Annotated in this window: 15 protein-coding genes; 14 read left to right on the top strand and 1 reads right to left on the bottom strand. The window is 33.5% G+C overall.

All coding sequences use genetic code 11. The annotated features are described in order from the left end of the window. The first annotated feature begins 405 nt into the window (after positions 1-405). The 11 genes from nirB to HMPREF2897_RS09605 all read left to right on the top strand — a co-directional run bounded on the left by nirB (position 406) and on the right by HMPREF2897_RS09605 (position 14,317). Positions 406-2,811: a nitrite reductase large subunit NirB gene (gene nirB / locus HMPREF2897_RS09655; protein ID WP_070593073.1), complete on the top strand. Its 2,406-nt coding sequence runs from the start codon at positions 406-408 to the stop codon at positions 2,809-2,811. A 2-nt stretch (positions 2,812-2,813) separates the two neighbouring features. Beyond that, positions 2,814-3,128 carry a nitrite reductase small subunit NirD gene (nirD, locus tag HMPREF2897_RS09650; protein WP_001831573.1) on the top strand — a complete coding sequence of 105 codons (315 nt, stop codon included), beginning with the start codon at positions 2,814-2,816 and terminating at the stop codon, positions 3,126-3,128. Next, positions 3,119-4,054, top strand: a complete 936-nt coding sequence (gene cobA / locus HMPREF2897_RS09645) for a uroporphyrinogen-III C-methyltransferase (RefSeq protein WP_002490626.1) — start codon at positions 3,119-3,121, stop codon at positions 4,052-4,054. The genes nirD and cobA overlap by 10 nt, the downstream gene beginning before the upstream one ends. Before the next feature lie 179 nt (positions 4,055-4,233). Then, positions 4,234-7,917, top strand: a complete 3,684-nt coding sequence (locus tag HMPREF2897_RS09640) for a nitrate reductase subunit alpha (RefSeq protein ID WP_070593071.1) — start codon at positions 4,234-4,236, stop codon at positions 7,915-7,917. After that, positions 7,907-9,460 (top strand): nitrate reductase subunit beta, encoded by a 1,554-nt coding sequence (narH, locus tag HMPREF2897_RS09635; RefSeq protein WP_001831534.1) that lies wholly within the window; start codon positions 7,907-7,909, stop codon positions 9,458-9,460. The genes HMPREF2897_RS09640 and narH overlap by 11 nt, the downstream gene beginning before the upstream one ends. Next, positions 9,453-10,028 (top strand): nitrate reductase molybdenum cofactor assembly chaperone, encoded by a 576-nt coding sequence (gene narJ, locus HMPREF2897_RS09630; protein ID WP_002475314.1) that lies wholly within the window; start codon positions 9,453-9,455, stop codon positions 10,026-10,028. Before narH ends, narJ begins: the two co-directional genes overlap by 8 nt. Continuing rightward, on the top strand, positions 10,021-10,698 hold the full coding sequence (gene narI / locus HMPREF2897_RS09625; protein ID WP_002447199.1) for a respiratory nitrate reductase subunit gamma: 678 nt from the start codon (positions 10,021-10,023) through the stop codon (positions 10,696-10,698). The genes narJ and narI overlap by 8 nt, the downstream gene beginning before the upstream one ends. 19 nt (positions 10,699-10,717) lie before the next feature. Then, positions 10,718-11,170: a nitrate respiration regulation accessory nitrate sensor NreA gene (nreA, locus tag HMPREF2897_RS09620; RefSeq protein WP_001831592.1), complete on the top strand. Its 453-nt coding sequence runs from the start codon at positions 10,718-10,720 to the stop codon at positions 11,168-11,170. Positions 11,171-11,179: 9 nt separating this feature from the next. Beyond that, entirely contained in the window at positions 11,180-12,214 is a 1,035-nt protein-coding gene (locus tag HMPREF2897_RS09615; RefSeq protein WP_070593069.1) for a sensor histidine kinase, read from the top strand. A gap of 28 nt (positions 12,215-12,242) precedes the next feature. Continuing rightward, positions 12,243-12,899, top strand: a complete 657-nt coding sequence (gene nreC, locus HMPREF2897_RS09610) for a nitrate respiration regulation response regulator NreC (protein ID WP_002457306.1) — start codon at positions 12,243-12,245, stop codon at positions 12,897-12,899. 254 nt (positions 12,900-13,153) lie between these two features. Beyond that, positions 13,154-14,317, top strand: coding sequence for a nitrate/nitrite transporter (locus HMPREF2897_RS09605; RefSeq protein ID WP_001831433.1), 1,164 nt, complete (start codon positions 13,154-13,156; stop codon positions 14,315-14,317). A gap of 698 nt (positions 14,318-15,015) precedes the next feature. Here the strand turns inward: HMPREF2897_RS09605 and HMPREF2897_RS09600 are convergent. Then, entirely contained in the window at positions 15,016-15,462 is a 447-nt protein-coding gene (locus HMPREF2897_RS09600; protein ID WP_002438330.1) for a MarR family winged helix-turn-helix transcriptional regulator, read from the bottom strand. 163 nt (positions 15,463-15,625) lie between these two features. Between HMPREF2897_RS09600 and HMPREF2897_RS09595 the strand changes: the two genes are divergently transcribed. From HMPREF2897_RS09595 to HMPREF2897_RS09585, 3 genes are all read left to right on the top strand, one after another. Next, positions 15,626-16,255 carry a nitroreductase family protein gene (locus HMPREF2897_RS09595; RefSeq protein WP_002475318.1) on the top strand — a complete coding sequence of 210 codons (630 nt, stop codon included), beginning with the start codon at positions 15,626-15,628 and terminating at the stop codon, positions 16,253-16,255. A gap of 123 nt (positions 16,256-16,378) precedes the next feature. Further along, entirely contained in the window at positions 16,379-16,744 is a 366-nt protein-coding gene (locus HMPREF2897_RS09590) for a DUF3139 domain-containing protein (RefSeq protein WP_001831482.1), read from the top strand. Positions 16,745-16,910: 166 nt separating this feature from the next. Beyond that, positions 16,911-18,191: a dicarboxylate/amino acid:cation symporter gene (locus HMPREF2897_RS09585; RefSeq protein WP_002447203.1), complete on the top strand. Its 1,281-nt coding sequence runs from the start codon at positions 16,911-16,913 to the stop codon at positions 18,189-18,191. Positions 18,192-18,273: the final 82 nt, after the last annotated feature.

The following is an 18,273-nucleotide window of genomic DNA, read 5'->3' as shown; positions in this document are numbered from 1 at the left end:
ATTTTTCAATAGAAATTGTCCTTATTTACTTATCTTGGAACTTTATGTCCCAGCCTACTTAATGCTCGATGATATTGTTTAGATAGTGAATGCGGTTCATTATAAAATAGTTTGTGCTTTAAAATGACAGAGTAAAGTGTCATTTCAATTGCAACTTATATTATAAATTAATTTATAATATATGTTTTAATTTTGATCTCAATTCCATACTAGAAAACCATATCCATGCTATTAGGGAAATCCCCGATTTTCATTTTAAATGTGAATTACATCACAAAAAACTGAAGTTTTGTTATAAGATGAACATGAAGAGAGAAATACAAAATGATTAAATTTCTGACCTTTTATAAAGTTACATTGTGTTTTGTATTAAAAATTTATATTGATAAAAGGGGCATTTAAAGTATGGCAAAACAAAAACTTGTAATGATTGGTAACGGCATGGCAGGGTTAAGAACGATAGAAGAGATTTTAGAACGTTCACAATCACAATTTGATATTACTATTATTGGAAAAGAACTTTATCCGAACTATAACAGAATTATGTTATCCAATATTTTACAGAAGAAAATGACCGTCGAAGATACGATTATGAATTCTTATGATTGGTATCAAGAGAATAATATTGAACTTATAAATAATGATCCAGTGGAAAAAGTTGATAAAGAAAACAAAATAGTTACTACTTCTAAAGGTATTGAAGTAGAGTATGACATTTGTATTTTCGCTACTGGATCAAAAGCTTTTGTATTACCTATACCGGGTTCAAATTTTCCCAGTGTCATTGGATGGCGAACAATTGATGATACAAATAAAATGATTGAAATTGCCCAAACGAAAAAACGTGCAGTTGTCATTGGTGGAGGTCTTCTAGGCTTAGAATGTGCTAGAGGACTTCTAGATCAAGGAATGGAAGTGACAGTTCTTCATTTAGCTGATTGGCTCATGGAAATGCAATTGGATCGTAAAGCTGGAGACATGCTTAAAGCAGATTTAGAAAAGCAAGGTATGAAGATTGAACTTCAAGCAAATTCTAAAGAAATCATTGGTGATAAAGATGTTGAAGCTATTAAATTAGCTGACGGTCAGGTGATTGAAACAGATTTAGTAGTCATGGCTGTTGGTATCAGACCTTATACTGAAGTTGCTAAAGATAGTGGATTAGATGTCAATAGAGGTATTGTTGTAAATGATTATATGCAAACATCTGATTCTCATATTTATGCAGTCGGTGAATGTGCCGAACATGATGGGAAAGTTTATGGTTTGGTGGCGCCACTCTATGAACAAGGTAAAGTGCTAGCAGATTATTTAACTGGTAAAGAAACAAAAGGTTATAAAGGATCTACTACTTTCACTTCACTTAAAGTATCTGGTTGCGATTTATATAGCGCAGGGCAAATTGTTGAAGATGAAGATATCCATGGTGTAGAAATCTTTAATAGTGTCGACAATATTTACAAAAAAGTGTATTTAAGTCAAGGTCAAGTCGTTGGTGCTGTCTTGTATGGTGATACTGATGATGGATCACGATTTTATAATATGATGAAAAAACATGAAACGCTTGAAGATTATACACTTGTTTCTTTATTGCATAAAGGTGATGAAGATGCGGGGACATCTATCGCTGATATGTCTGATGATGAAACGATTTGTGGATGTAATGGTGTTGATAAAGGAACAATTGTCAATGCTATAACAACTAAAGGCTTAACGTCTGTAGATGAAGTAACTAAAGCAACAAAAGCAGGTAATTCATGTGGTAAGTGTAAAGGTCAAATTGGTGAGTTATTACAATATACATTAGGTGACGACTTTATTGCAGCAAAACCAACAGGTATTTGTCCATGTACTGATTTAACAAGAGACCAAATTGTAACTCAAATCAGAGCTAAAAATCTCAAAACATCAAAAGAAGTACGACACGTTCTTGATTTCAAAGATAAAGATGGTTGTCCTAAATGTCGACCAGCAATTAATTATTATTTAAATATGGTTTATCCTTTTGAACATCGAGATGAAAAAGACTCTCGCTTCGCTAATGAAAGATATCATGCAAATATACAAAATGATGGTACTTTCTCAGTGATCCCTCAAATGCGCGGTGGCGTTACAGATGCTGATCAACTTATTCGATTAGGGGAAGTTGCTAAAAAGTATAACGTACCACTTGTTAAAGTAACAGGTTCGCAACGTGTAGGTTTATATGGATTGAAGAAAGAAGAATTACCACAAGTTTGGAAAGATTTAGGAATGCGTTCTGCTTCTGCTTATGGTAAAAAGACGCGTTCTGTTAAAAGTTGTGTTGGTAAAGAGTTTTGTCGTTTTGGTACACAATACACAACTCGACTAGGAATAAGACTTGAAAAAACATTTGAATATATTGATACGCCTCATAAATTTAAAATGGGAGTATCAGGTTGTCCGAGAAGTTGTGTAGAGTCTGGTGTTAAAGATTTTGGTGTCATATCTGTTGAAAACGGCTACCAAATATTTATTGGAGGTAATGGTGGTACTGATGTTACTGTAGGTAAATTGTTAACGACAGTTGAAACCGAAGATGAAGTGATTCAATTATGTGGTGCCCTCATGCAATATTACAGAGAAACAGGTATTTACGCTGAAAGAACAGCACCATGGTTAGAACGTATGGGCTTTGAAAATGTCAAGAATATCTTATTAAATCAAGAAAAGCAAAAAGAACTGTATTTAAGAATTATGGAAGCCAAAAAAGCTGTTGAGAATGAACCATGGGAAGCTATTGTTGAAAATAAAGAAGCACAAAAAATCTTTGAAGTTGAGAAGGTGTAAGAATGAAAGCTAAAGAAAAGGTTAAGGTTACAACAATGAATGAAATGATTCCTCAAATAGGCAAAAAAGTCGTTGTAAACGAAAAAGAAATAGGTATTTTTCTCACAGATAATGGTGATTTATATGCCATTGGGAATATATGCCCGCATAAAGAAGGACCGTTGTCTGAAGGGACTGTAAGTGGTGATTATGTATACTGTCCGTTACACGATCAAAAAATAGCTTTAAAGACTGGAGAAGTACAACAACCTGATACAGGATGCGTAGAAACATATGAAGTAGAAGTTATTGATGGAGATATTTACTTATGTCTATAACTTATCCTGGCACAGTTTATCTAATCGGTGCAGGACCAGGCAATCCAAACTTACTAACTAAAAAAGCTGAACGGTTAATTAGAGCAGCTGACGTGATTTTATTTGATCGTCTCGTGAATCCTTTCATCTTACAGTATGCTTCTTCTCAAACAAAAGTGATCAATGTAGGAAAGAAACCTTATTGTAAACACATTCAACAAGATGAGATTAATCAAAAAATTGTTGAAGCAGCCAAACAATATCGATGTGTGGTGAGACTAAAGGGGGGCGATCCTGCGATTTTTGGTAGAATTACAGAAGAAGTACAAACATTAGAAAATCATCATATTCATTATGAGATTGTCCCTGGTGTGACATCAGCAAGTGCTGCTGTAGCAACTATGAATATGGGATTAACGATGCGTTCTATCGCACCGAGTGTGACCTTCTCAACTGGTCATTTTAAAGATTCGGTTAATCACGATACGGATATTAGGAACTTGATTAATGGTGGCACTTTGGCTATTTATATGGGCGTAAAAAGATTAGGTCAAATTATTAAACAAATTGAATCATATACAAATGAAGACTACCCCATTGCAATAGTGTTTAATGCATCCTGCTATAATGAAAAGATTGTTATAGGTCATTTAAGTACAATTGAAGAACAATTGGCTTCCCAAAAACTAGAAGGTCATCCAGGCATATGCATTTTAGGTAATATACTTGATGACATTAATCGTACTTTGTTGAATAATAATGAGATTGACAAAGGTAATCTATATTTAATCAAGGGAGATAAAAAGCGTGCAATTGCAAAGGCTGAAACTTTATATGATGAAGGAATCCAATGTCTGATTGATTTTGACCATAGCTACCACATTTCTCAACAAAACGTGTATAACGAAATGATTAAACACAAAAGTATTAAAAAAATATATGTATAAAACATTTGGGTCTACAAGTTCATTATGAATTTGTAGGCCTTATTTTTTAGGGAATCTCTAATATCAATTAGGACATTCCCTAATATAATGGCTTTGTGAAAAAATGTACAATAAAGATAAGACACAATACCTATGCATTTATAAAGGATATAAACTTGTATGGTGGGAGGATTAATAAAATGGGAAAATTTGGATTGAATTTCTTTAAGCCGACAGAAAAGTTTAATGGAAATTGGTCGGTATTAGAGCATAAAAGTCGAGAATGGGAAAAGATGTATAGAGAAAGATGGAGTCACGACAAAGTTGTGAGAACGACGCATGGTGTTAACTGTACTGGATCATGTTCATGGAAAGTATTTGTCAAAAATGGCGTAATTACATGGGAAAATCAACAAATTGATTATCCAAGTTGTGGACCTGATATGCCAGAATTTGAGCCAAGAGGTTGTCCGAGAGGTGCATCGTTTTCTTGGTATGAATATAGTCCGTTAAGAGTTAAATATCCTTATATTAGAGGTAAATTATTAGATTTATGGACCGAAGCGCTTGAAGAACAAAATGGAAACCGAATTGCGGCATGGGCATCCATCGTAGAAAATGAAGAAAAAGCCAAACAATATAAAGAAGCAAGAGGTAAAGGTGGACACGTCAGAGCAAATTGGAAAGATGTCACAGATATTATTGCAGCTCAAATTTTATATACCATAAAAAAAGATGGACCGGATCGTATTGCTGGATTTACTCCTATTCCTGCTATGTCGATGATTAGTTATGCTTCAGGTGCAAGATTTATTAATTTGTTAGGTGGAGAAATGTTAAGCTTTTACGATTGGTATGCCGATTTACCACCTGCTTCTCCACAAATTTGGGGTGAGCAAACAGACGTGCCAGAATCCAGTGATTGGTACAATGCTTCATACATTATGATGTGGGGATCAAACGTTCCATTAACACGTACACCTGACGCACATTTTATGACTGAAGTTAGATATAAAGGGGCGAAAGTTATTTCAGTAGCACCTGATTATGCTGAGAATGTTAAGTTCGCCGATCATTGGCTTGCACCACATCCGGGTACAGATGCAGCGATTGCACAAGCAATGACACATGTTATTTTACAGGAATATTATGAAAATCATCCGAATGATATGTTTATTAACTATGCTAAGCAATATTCTGATATGCCGTTTGTCATTATGTTAGATGAAGATGAGAATGGCTATAAAGCAGGTAGATTCTTGCGTGCTTCTGATTTAGGGATGTCAGGTGAAAATAATGAATGGAAGCCAGTTATTCAAGACAAATTGAGTCAACAATTACTTGTTCCTAATGGCACAATGGGCCAACGCTGGGAAGAAGGTAAAAAATGGAATTTGAAACTTGAAACAGAGGACGGTACACCGATTGATCCAATGTTATCGATGGCTGAAAGTGACTATCATGTTGAAACGATTCAATTTCCATACTTTGATAGTAGTGGTGATGGCATCTTTGAGAGACCTATTGCAACGAGAACTATTCAATTATCTAACGGAGAGAAAGTTAAAATCGCTACGGTTTATGATTTAATGACGAGTCAATATGGTGTCCAACGTTTTGAACACGAACTAGAAGCTACATCATATGATGACGCATCTTCTAAATATACGCCCGCTTGGCAAGAACAAATTACAGGTATCAAAAAAGAGTTAGTGACGAAAGTGGCAAAAGAATTTGCACAAAATGCTATTGATACTGGTGGACGTTCAATGATTATTATGGGGGCTGGTATCAACCATTGGTTTAACTCGGATACTATTTATCGTTCAATACTTAACTTAGTACTATTGTGTGGATGTCAAGGTGTTAACGGTGGTGGTTGGGCACACTATGTTGGACAAGAAAAATGTCGACCAATTGAAGGATGGAATACTATTGCATTTGCTAAAGATTGGCAAGGTCCTCCACGTTTACAAAATGGTACAAGTTGGTTTTATTTCGCTACAGATCAATGGAAGTATGAAGAATCAAATGTAGATAAATTGAAATCACCATTAGCTGAAAATATTAAGCATCAACATCCAGCTGATTACAATGTAACGGCTGCTCGTATGGGTTGGTTGCCTTCATATCCACAGTTTAATAAAAACAGTCTATTGTTTGGAGAAGAAGCTAAAGATGAAGGTGATGATTCAAATGAAGCTATCCTACAAAAAGCGATTGAATCAGTTAAAAATAAAGATACACAATTTGCGATAGAAGATCCAGATTTAAGAAAAAACCATCCTAAAACATTATTTGTATGGAGATCTAATTTAATTTCTAGTTCAGCTAAAGGACAAGAATACTTTATGAAGCACTTGTTAGGTGCGCGCTCTGGTTTAATGGCAGAGCCAAATGAAAATGATAAACCAGAGGAAATTAAATGGCGCGAGGATACAGAAGGGAAACTTGATTTATTAGTATCACTTGATTTCAGAATGACTGCAACGCCATTATATTCAGATATCGTTTTACCTGCTGCAACTTGGTATGAAAAACATGATTTATCTTCAACAGACATGCATCCATTTATTCATCCATTTAATCCAGCAATCGACCCATTATGGGAATCGCGTTCGGACTGGGATATTTATAAAACTCTAAGTAAAGCTGTTTCAGAAATGGCCAAAGATTATCTTCCAGGTAAATTTAAAGATGTCGTAACTACGCCATTAGGACATGATTCTAAACAAGAAATTTCAACTGAATACGGTATTGTAAAAGATTGGTCTAAGGGAGAAATTGAAGGTGTACCAGGTAAAACAATGCCTAATTTTTCTATAGTAGAGCGAGACTATACACAAATTTACGATAAATTCGTTACTGTTGGTCCAAAACTAGAAAAAGGAAAAATAGGTGCCCATGGGGTGAGTTATAGCGTTAGTGAAGAGTACGAAGAACTTAAAAGTATGGTTGGAACTTGGAATGATGATAATACTACTTCAGTTAAAAATGATAGACCGAGAATAGATACAGCGAGAAAAGTAGCAGATGTCATTTTGAATATATCCTCTGCTACAAACGGCAAATTATCACAAAAGTCATATGAAGATTTAGAAAATCAAACAGGTATGGAACTTAAAGATATTTCTAAAGAACGTGCTTCTGAAAAGATATCATTTTTAAACATTACTTCTCAGCCAAGAGAAGTGATTCCAACTGCAGTATTCCCTGGCTCTAATAAAGATGGAAGACGCTACTCACCGTTTACAACTAATGTGGAACGTTTAGTGCCATTTAGAACGCTAACTGGACGTCAAAGTTATTATATAGATCATGAGGTATTCCAACAATTTGGAGAAAGTTTACCGGTATATAAACCAACTTTACCTCCAATGGTATTTGGTGCTCGTGATAAAAAAGTTAAAGGTGGACAAGATACATTAGTGCTTCGATACCTTACACCTCATGGAAAATGGAACATTCATTCAACTTATCAAGATAATGAACGCATGTTGACATTGTTTAGAGGTGGGCCAGTTGTATGGATTTCAAATGAAGACGCTGCTGACCATGGCATTAATGATAACGACTGGTTAGAAGTATACAACAGAAACGGAGTTGTTACTGCCAGAGCTGTAACATCTCATCGTATGCCTAGAGGCACAATGTTTATGTATCATGCACAAGATAAACACATAGAGACACCTGGTTCTGAAATTACTGATACTCGTGGAGGTTCTCATAATGCACCTACTCGTATTCACTTGAAACCTACTCAATTAGTAGGAGGATATGCACAAATTAGTTATCACTTTAACTATTATGGACCAATTGGAAATCAAAGAGATGAGTATGTAGCTGTTAGAAAAATGAAGGAGGTCAATTGGCTTGAAGATTAAAGCACAAGTTGCAATGGTATTGAATCTAGACAAATGTATTGGTTGTCATACTTGCAGTGTGACATGTAAAAACACATGGACAAATCGACCTGGTGCAGAGTATATGTGGTTTAATAACGTAGAAACGAAACCGGGCGTAGGATATCCAAAAAGATGGGAAGACCAAGGACAATATAAAGGTGGTTGGGTGCTAAATAAAAAAGGAAAGCTTGAATTAAAATCTGGTAATAGATGGTCAAAGATTGCTTTAGGTAAAATCTTCTATAATCCTGACATGCCACTCATTCAAGATTATTATGAACCATGGACATATAACTATGAACATTTGACCAATGCCAAACAAGGACAACACTCTCCCGTGGCGACAGCACACTCTTTAATTTCAGGTGATAGATTGAATCTTAAATGGGGACCAAACTGGGAAGATGATTTAGCTGGAGGCCACATTACAGGACCAGAGGATCCAAATATTCAGAAAATAGAAGAAGATATTAAATTCCAATTCGATGAGACATTTATGATGTATTTACCAAGACTATGTGAACACTGTTTAAATCCAAGTTGCGTAGCATCTTGTCCATCAGGAGCTATGTATAAACGAGATGAGGATGGTATCGTACTCGTCGATCAAGAAGCCTGTCGAGGTTGGAGATACTGTATGACTGGATGTCCGTATAAAAAAGTATATTTTAACTGGAAAACGAATAAAGCTGAAAAATGTACATTTTGTTTCCCACGAATCGAAGCTGGTATGCCAACTGTATGTTCAGAAACTTGTACAGGACGTATGAGATATTTAGGTGTTTTATTATATGACGCAGATCGTGTTCAAGAAGCGGCTTCAGCTAAAGATGAAAAAGACTTATACGAAAAACAATTAGACCTATTCCTTGATCCATTTGATGAGGAAGTCATTGCTCAAGCTGAAAAAGATGGAATAAATCAAGAATGGATCACAGCAGCTCAAAACTCACCAGTGTATAAATTGGCAATAGAATATAAAATGGCCTTTCCATTGCATCCTGAATTTAGAACTATGCCAATGGTATGGTATTGTCCACCTTTAAGTCCTATTATGAGTTATTTCGAAGGTGAAAATGCAGGTCAAAATCCAGACATGATTTTCCCAGCTATTGAAGAAATGCGTTTACCTATTCAATACTTAGCAAATTTATTAACTGCTGGCGACACAGAACCTGTTAAAGAGGGCTTACAAAAAATGGCGATGATGCGAAGTTATATGCGTTCTCAAATAACAAACCAACCTTTCGATACATCTAAATTAGAACGATTAGGACTTACTGAAAGACAGATGACTGAAATGTATCGCTTACTAGGTATTGCTAAATATGAAGATCGTTTTGTTGTGCCTTCTTCTCATAAAGAAACATATTTAGATACTTATAAAGCGCAAGGAAGTCAAGGTTATGGTGGAGAGTACTTTGGCTCTAATTGTGAAGGTTGTGGTGTTGCAGTTCAATCAGGTAAAACTGGACAAGAAATTTATAATGAAAATTTCTATGGAGGGATCTTCCGTGATTAACCTTGAACAATTAAGTCAATACCAAGATAGCTTAGGCTATCTTGGTCAACAAATGAATTTTCCAGAAAAAATGACATTTCACCCAAAAATATTTGAAGAAACCATTTCTAAGTCTCATCCTGGCTATGAAGAATTGCTTGCATATAGAGAAATCATGATGAATTATACTTTGTCAGAAATTAAAGCTATCTATACAGATACATTTGATTTTAGTAAAAAACACCCACTCTATATGACATTTAATAAATTTGACACGCAAAAGGAACGTGGACAAATGCTAGCTAAATTGAAGGTTTTATACGAAATGTTTGGACTAAAAATGGTTGATAATGAATTATCTGATTTTCTTCCATTGATGCTACAGTTTTTGCAAGTTGCTGATTTTAAAAATGATAGTCGAGCACAGGAAAACCTTCAACTAGTCATTATGATTATTGAAGATGGCACATATGAAATGGCAAATACCCTTGCTGAAAACAATAATCCCTATGCATATGTTGTCAGTGCATTAAGAAAAACGTTAAAAGCGTGTATCATGCCTTTGAAAGAGGTGGAAAATCATGCTTAATCAATTTGTATGGGTTATTTATCCATATTTATGTTTAGCAATATTTGTTATTGGACATATCGCAAGATATAAATACGATCAATTTTCATGGACAGCAAAGTCGAGTGAAATGATTGAAAAGAAACAATTAAAATGGGGAAGTTTACTTTTTCATTTAGGTATTATTCCGGTGTTCTTTGGTCATGTTGTGGGATTATTGATTCCCGCTAATTGGTTAGAGGCGATAGGTGTAAATAATCATATCTATCATATAGGTGCAGTTTATATAGGTAGTGTTTTTGGTATAATAACATTAATAGGAATGTTGTTGCTAACTTTAAGACGACTATCCATCAAAAATGTTAGACGATTAAGTTCATTTTCAGATATATTCGTGAATCTCGTTTTGTTGATTATTTTAATAATGGGTTGTTATTCTACGCTTGTAACCAATGCGATTCAACCTGAATTTGATTATCGTCAAACCATTGCGATATGGTTTAGACATTTATTCATGTTTTCTCCAAATGCTGACTTAATGTTAAACGTGCCTTGGTCGTTTAAACTGCACATATTATTAGGGTTTACAGTATTTGCGTGTTGGCCATTTACTCGTTTAGTACATGTTTGGAGTGTACCACTGTCTTATATGAATAGAAGATACATTGTTTATCGCAAAAACAAAATTTAATTTATTATGAGGTGAAAGTGTGGAACCAGAATCTTTAAAACATAATCAACATTTACAAATGAATTTAGATAAGTTGAGAGCGCAAGAGGGTTATGATTTTGGTGGTATCGCTTTATATGATTATCATCACACTTCATCACCAATTAAATGGCAATATGTTTCAGGTAATACAAATGATAGATATAAACTTATCATTTTGAGAAAGGGTAGAGGGCTTGCTGGAATGGTGATGAAAACCGGTAAACGTATGGTTATTGCTGATGTAGATACAGCTTTATCTCCAGAAGAGAAAGTTAAATTTCCAATCATTCTTAGTGAGTCATTGACAGCTGTAGTTGCAGTACCTTTATGGTTAGAAAATTCAATGTATGGCGTTTTACTATTAGGTCAAAGAAATCATCAGCCGTTACCTCAGTCATTGGACCAACTTAATATTGAAAAACAAATCGGTATTTTTACAGAAATAAACTAGGTGGTAAATATGTTGGAGCAAACTGATTTAAGTTTAGAGCAATTACTTAAGAATTATTATGAAACCACGAACGAGAAAATTGTATTTGTTAATAGGTATGGAAAAATTATTGCTATGAATGACGCAGCAAAAGATATTTTAACTGAAGAAGATAATTATAATGCTATGACAAATGCGATTTGTCATCGATGTGAAGGATACTCTAATGAATATGATGTACAATCGTGTAAAGATTGTTTTTTAGAAACAACGCAATTACAACATTCAAATTTCCAAGTATTTATGAAGACAAAAGATAACGAAATTAAGCCTTTTACAGCTATGTATCAAAATATTGATGAACAAAGAGGTATTAGTGCATTTACATTACAGAATGTGGCGCCCCAGATTGAAAGGCAAGAAAAGATGTATCAACAAAAAATGTTACATCGTTCAATTCAAGCACAAGAAAATGAACGGAAGCGTATTTCTAGAGAATTACATGATAGTGTAATACAGGATATGCTCAATATAGATGTTGAACTAAGGCTTTTGAAGTATAAGCACAAGGATAAGGTGTTAGCTGAAACATCTCAACGTATAGAAGGACTATTATCACAGCTTATTGATGATATTAGAAATATGTCTGTTGAATTACGACCTTCTTCTCTCGATGATTTAGGTATTGAAGCAGCTTTTAAATCATATTTTAAACAGTTTGAAGAAAATTATGGTATGCATATTAAATATGATTCAAACATTAAAGGCATGCGGTTTGATAGTGAAATTGAAACAGTTGTTTATCGTGTAGTTCAAGAGGGGTTATTTAATGCTCTAAAGTATGCTGGGGTTAATGAAATTGAGGTAAGTACGCATAGTGATGGTAAGCAGCTTGTAGCAGAGGTTGTGGATCGAGGTAAGGGGTTTAGTTTAGATCATCATCCTAAAGGCACTGGACTTGGATTATACGGGATGAGAGAACGTGCAGATTTAGTTAACGGTCACGTTAATATAGAGACACATATTAATAGAGGTACTATAATTACATTAGATATACCGATTTAAGTTGATGATGTAAGTTGGGGGAATTGAAGTGAAAATAGTTATAGCGGATGACCATGCAGTTGTTAGGACAGGATTTTCAATGATATTAAATTATCAAGAAGATATGGAAGTTGTTGCAACTGCAGCTGACGGGGTTGAAGCTTACCAAAAAGTGTTAGAACATCAACCAGATGTTTTAATATTAGATTTGAGCATGCCACCAGGAGAGTCTGGCTTAATCGCAACCAGTAAAATTTCTGAAAGTTTTCCTGAAACTAAAATTTTAATACTTACGATGTTTGATGACGAAGAATATTTATTTCATGTGTTAAAAAGTGGTGCTAAAGGATATATTTTAAAGAATTCACCTGATGAGCAATTAATATTGGCCGTACGTACAGTATATCAAGGTGAAACTTATGTTGATATGAAATTGACGACGTCTTTAGTCAATGAGTTTGTCAATCAATCTCAAACGGATGAAGTATCATCCTCTTCAGATCCATTTAAAATTTTATCGAAACGAGAGTTAGAAATATTACCTCTTATAGCTAAAGGCTATGGCAATAAAGATATTGCAGAAAAGTTGTTTGTATCAGTGAAAACGGTAGAAGCACATAAAACGCATATTATGACGAAACTAAATTTAAAGAGTAAACCTGAATTAGTTGAATATGCCTTAAAGAAAAAATTATTAGAATTTTAAGTATATCATGATTGATTATTAGGGCTTACTTAGTCTATGGCTAAGTAGTCCTTTTTTTGTAGCTTTATATAGGGAAAAATAAAAGTAGAATCAGGGGATATCCTTATGTTCATAATTTCACAAACATATTAAAATGTATTTGTGATTGGTACTTTGTTTATAATTTTGTTTTATATGATTAATTTTGACCTCTTATTAAGCCCTCACAAAGTACCAATACACCTTATAATTAAATCAGATGAAGGTGAATCAAAATGAACATGAAAAAGGGTGTTTCTCAGCTTACGTTACAGACATTGAGTTTGGTCGCTGGTTTTATGGCATGGAGTATCATTTCTCCATTAATGCCATTTATTTCACAAGATGTTGATATTTCTCCGGGACAAATATCTGTCATTTTAGCTATTCCTGTTATTTTAGGTTCTGTACTACGTGTGCCATTTGGGTACTTAACTAATATTGTAGGAGCTAAATGGGTGTTTTTCTGGAGTTTTATTGTATTATTACTTCCAATTTTTCTTTTAGGTCAAGCTCAATCACCCGGTATGCTAATGCTATCAGGATTCTTTCTAGGAATTGGTGGCGCAATTTTTTCAGTGGGTGTTACTTCTGTACCCAAATACTTTTCAAAAGACAAAGTTGGTTTAGCAAATGGTATATATGGTGTAGGTAATATTGGTACTGCAGTATCCTCATTTTGTGCCCCAGTGTTAGCAGGTGCAATTGGGTGGCAAAATACAGTTCGTAGTTATTTAATTATTCTTAGTATATTTGCAATTTTAATGTTTCTTTTAGGGGATAAAAATGAGCCAAAAGTGAAGATTCCTTTGATGGCTCAAGTCAAAGACCTATCTAAGAATTATAAGTTGTATTATTTAAGTTTGTGGTATTTCATTACCTTTGGTGCTTTTGTGGCTTTTGGGATCTTTTTACCGAACTTCCTAGTTGATCATTTTAGTATTGATAAAGTTGATGCGGGTATTCGTTCAGGTATATTTATAGCACTAGCGACGTTCCTAAGACCGGTTGGCGGTGTTATAGGTGATAAATTTAATGCGGTACAAGCGCTTATCATCGACTTCGTGATAATGATTATTGGTGCACTTATTTTAAGCTTATCTAGTCATATTGTTCTGTTTACAATAGGCTGTTTAGCAATTAGTATCTGTGCGGGTATAGGTAATGGTTTAATATTTAAATTAGTTCCTTCATACTTTTCTAAAGAAGCAGGTTCAGCGAATGGTATTGTATCCATGATGGGGGGACTAGGTGGTTTCTTCCCACCACTAGTGATTACTTTTGTAACGAGTATCACTGGTTCAAGTCATCTCGCTTTCTTCTTCTTAGCTATATTTGGTGTAATTGCTCTTATTACAATGATTCATTTAAATAAAAAAGAAAAAGCTGTTCGTATATAAATAAAAATTGTGTCCTAAGGTGAGCATTAAAGTTTGTTCAAATTAGGGCACATTTTTGTTTGATATCAAAATAAATGATTCAAAAAATTTTGCTGTTTTTCGTTTCAGTAGAATGAAATAACTAACAGTCAGTTGTCATACACATACTGAACCAAAGACTATCAATGAATTAGGAAACAATCATCTTTTTAAGACATTGGCAGTTGATAGATCATTTAAAAAAATACGTATATCTTAATGTTTTAACATAATTCCACGTTGTTATATGTGTGAATAACTGCTTTTACTATCACACCCTCTACTTCCATCAAAATAGCTATACAATTGCTTCTTTCAACCTCCTTTATATGAAGCGAAACAAACAACACTACATCTTGATAGTCTATTTAAATACCAACTTAATTTACATTTTCAGATGTTAAAATGGATAATTATTAAATTATCTATAATCATTCACTAGTGATCTCTACAATGTTTGTAATTGATAACGTATAAATAAAGTGATGTAACTTGTAAAAAAGAGGTATTTAGATAAGTTTAGTAGGAATTAGGTGTAAAAAAATATACTGACTGTACGAGAGAATAAGACAAAAGCTTACTTTAGACATACTATTACTATTAAATTGTGTCGCTATTGCTAAAGTTGAAAGTTTTGTTGTATTTAAAAAGCTTACTTTTGTCTCTAGTCTCTATAAGTATCACTTTTCCACTGTTTTATCAAAATTTTTCGTTACAAAATTTTGCAAGTCTTCAACTAAATTTTGGGTTTCTTCTTGAGTAATATTAAATTCATTAAAAACACTTTGTGAAATATCAGAAAGAACATTTTGAATATCCTTGCCACGTTCTGTCAAAGAAATTTGAAGGTTACGTTCATCTTGTTCTTCACGAGTTCGAATGACATAATTCTTTTTCTCTAATTTTTTTAATAATGGTGTTAGCGTGCCAGAATCCAAGAAGACTCTTTCGCCTAGTTTTTTAATGTTAAGTTTCTCATCATCTTCTATCGCCATTAATACAATATAACCTGTGTATGTAAGACCATACTCTTTTAGGTAATCTGTATATTTTTTGATGATTTCTTTAGAGGAAACATAAAATAAAAAACATAATTGTTTGCTCAAATAACTATTCTCTACATACATTTAATCACTCCTTGTTAAGGTAACAATATTATGAAGCGTATCACTTGTCAAGTACTGATTTCATCACTATAATTCAAATTGTTTTAAATTAAATTTATCAAATATTTGAATGAGTTTAATTTGATAACAAAGTAATTTTTTTAAAATTGGAGGGGTGTGAAAATTGACACGTATCAATGACTTTAACGAAGTGCTTAACAGTAGAAAATCAGTAAAGGTTTTTGACGAGAATTATAAAATTTCTCGAGAAGAAATGGATGAAATCATTACTAAAGCAACACAAGCACCTTCATCGGTTAATATGCAACCATGGAGAATTGCTGTTGTAGAAAGTGATGAAATGAAAGAAAAAGTTAAAGAATCATTTGGATTCAATTCCAGACAGTTAACTACATCCTCAGCTATGTTAATTATTTTTGGAGATTTACAAAACTACGAAAAAGCTGAACAGATTTATGGCGATGCTGTAGAACAACAATTGATGACGGAAGATATCAAAGCACAACTGTTAGATTGGATATTACCTTATTATAAAAACTTATCTAGAGAAGGCATGAAAGATATTGTGAATATAGATAGTAGTTTAATGGCAATGCAATTAATGCTTACAGCAAAAGCTCACGGTTACGATACAAACCCTATTGGTGGTTTCGATAAAGAAAATATTGCGGATATTATCGGTTATGATTCTGACAGATATGTGCCAGTTTTAGCGATTGCTATAGGTAAAAAAGCACAAGATGCACACGATTCAGTGAGACTTCCGATTGATGATGTAAGGGAATTTTTATAAAACTTCTTAAAATTTTCACATTTACAAACGAACATTTTGTTACAATTTAACTAAATCTTTCTTTTCTATACGAATTAATCGTCTATAATTGTGTGTGATAAGATAAAAGGAGTTTCTATAATAATGAGTAAGAAACAAGTTATTTTTAGGGTAATCATTATTTTGATTATCTCTCTAATATTAGCAATTGCATTTTTCTTCGGACTCAAGGCTTATCAAGGTCATAAAAATCTTGAACTGATTGATAGCTATATGAGCGACCATCATCTTAATGATAAAGTGAAAAAAGACAAAACATCATATAGCACTAAAAAGGGACTATACTATAAAGAAGTCGTTTTCAAAGATGAACCTAACGTGACATATGTGATTCAACCTATCAGTACTTCAAAAGGAATATTCATTGAAGGTTTTGATAGCGAAACGAAGAAAAGTATTAAAAAAGCAAAACATAGTGATTTTGATCAAAAATATAAACCTTCTAAATAAAGGATTAACACACAGTTTTATTTAAACATAGAGCTGTGTGTTTTTTATTGGCGTTTTTAATAGGAAGAAATGCAACATGCATATATTTCTAGTGGAAAAAATTATATAGCTATTTTGATGTTATCTGATATAATTAAGTGATGTCAGATGAAGGGGAGTTTGCATAATGGCTCTATTCAAGAAAAAAATAAGTCTACCAACGCAAGTAATTATTGCTTTGGTACTCGGTGTCATCGCTGGTCTATTACTATATGGACAAGATGATGTTGCAAATTATATTAAGCCATTTGGTGATGTATTCTTAAATTTAATTAAGATGATCATCATTCCGATTGTATTTTGTTCATTAGCCTTATCTATTTCAAATTTAGGGGATTCTAAAAAGGTAGGAAGCTATGGATGGAAAGCAATCCTTTATTTCGAGATTATTACAACTATCGCCATAGGTTTAGGTCTTATCATTGGTAATCTATTCAAACCAGGTTCAGGTCTAGATCCAGATAAATTACCTAAAGGCGATATTACTAAATATCAATCATCTGCACATTCAGCAGAACAAGCGACTACTTATGGTAATCATCTTATAGATACATTAGTTCATATTGTGCCAACGAATTTATTTGAATCTATGGCAAAAGGTGAGTTATTACCGATTATCTTTTTCGCAGTATTTTTTGGATTAGGATTAGCTGCGATAGGAGAAAAAGCAGAACCCGTTAAAGGATTCTTAAGTGGTACTTTAGAAGCTGTATTTTGGATGATCAATAAAATTTTAAAATTAGCTCCAATTGGAGTATTTGCATTTATTTGTACGACAGTAATGACTTTTGGTGCTTCAGCATTAATTCCATTATTTAAATTACTAGTTGTTGTAGTATTTGCTATGGTTTTCTTTGTTATCGTAGTGTTAGGAATTGTTGCAAGAATGGTTGGAATAAGTATTTTTTCAATCATGAAGATACTTAAAAGTGAATTGTTACTTGCCTTTTCTACTTCAAGTTCAGAAGCAGTATTGCCGATTATGATGAAGAAAATGGAACGTTTTGGTTCGCCAAAAGATGTTACTTCATTTGTTATCCCTATCGGTTATTCATTTAATTTAGATGGCTCAGCTTTATATCAATCTATAGCTGCTTTATTTGTTGCTCAAATGTATAATATGCATTTATCATTAACTCAACAACTTGTATTAATGGCCACACTTATGATTGCTTCAAAAGGTATGGCTGGAGTGCCGGGCGTATCTATTGTAGTTTTATTAACAACATTAAGTTCTATGAACATACCAGCACAAGGTCTTGCTTTAATTATTGGCGTTGATCGTTTATTAGATATGGTACGTACATGTGTTAATGTTATTGGTAATGCACTCTCAACAGTTGTTATTGCTAAATGGGAAAACGTTTATGATAAAGAGAAAGGTCGAAACTACTTAAATTCAATTTAAAAAATTTATATATCTGACATTTTAGAGCCACTTACAATCTATGATTGTTAGTGGCTCTTATGCATTTTAAAAAATGTAAACA

This window comes from Staphylococcus sp. HMSC065D05 (genome assembly GCF_001813195.1).
GTDB classification, from domain to species: domain Bacteria; phylum Bacillota; class Bacilli; order Staphylococcales; family Staphylococcaceae; genus Staphylococcus; species Staphylococcus epidermidis.
Note: the sequence above shows the minus strand (reverse complement) of the source record. Positions and strands in the feature narration are given on the sequence as shown.